The organism is bacterium, assembly GCA_026414725.1.
In the GTDB taxonomy this organism is placed as follows: Bacteria; Ratteibacteria; UBA8468; order B48-G9; family JAFGKM01; genus JAAYXZ01.
The window spans coordinates 1-606 of sequence record JAOAIL010000066.1 but is presented as its reverse complement, the minus strand read 5'-3'; the positions used below and the strand labels follow the sequence as shown (position 1 = coordinate 606).

Annotated in this window: 2 protein-coding genes; one reads left to right on the top strand and one right to left on the bottom strand. The window is 36.5% G+C overall.

Annotated features, from left to right (window positions below; genetic code table 11):
- A partial coding sequence (locus N3D17_07890) for an FtsX-like permease family protein (GenBank protein ID MCX8083283.1) occupies nucleotides 1-296 on the top strand: 296 nt, incomplete at its 5' end.
- Nucleotides 297-387: 91 nt separating this feature from the next.
- On the opposite strand, the gene N3D17_07885 is transcribed toward N3D17_07890, so the two are convergent.
- The coding region (locus N3D17_07885; GenBank protein MCX8083282.1) for a sodium/proton-translocating pyrophosphatase at nucleotides 388-606 on the bottom strand (219 nt) is incomplete at its 5' end.

Below are 606 nucleotides of genomic sequence, written 5' to 3'. Positions count from 1 at the left end.
GAAAAAAAGAGATAGGCATAAGAAGAGCCTGCGGTGCAACGAAAAAAGATATTCTCTATCAGTTTATTTTTGAAGCACTATTTCTTACTATTATTGGTACTTTATTGGGTCTTTTTTTGGCAAATGCAATTACCATAGCAATAAGTTTAATAGGTAAGTTACCGCTTAGATTTTCTATAATTAGCTTTATATATGCAATAGTATTATCTTTTCTTTTTGGTCTTTTCGCGGGAATTTATCCCGCCAAAAGGGCATCCGAGCTGGATCCTATAAATGTCTTAAATAGCCCATCATAGAATTTCCGGAGTCTGAACTAATGAAAGAAGATAACAAAAAAAAGGGCGTTCAAAAAGAACGCCCTTTTTTTAACTATGAATAATTTAGTATTTACAGAAGCGGAGCAATAACAAGAGACACAACACTCATAAGCTTAATGAGAATGTTCATTGATGGACCAGATGTATCCTTGAATGGGTCACCTACTGTATCACCGACAACTGCTGCTTTATGAGGATCTGAGCCCTTTCCGCCTAAATTTCCTGCCTCAATAAACTTCTTAGCATTATCCCATGCACCGCCTGCATTAGCCATCATAAGAGCAAGAAG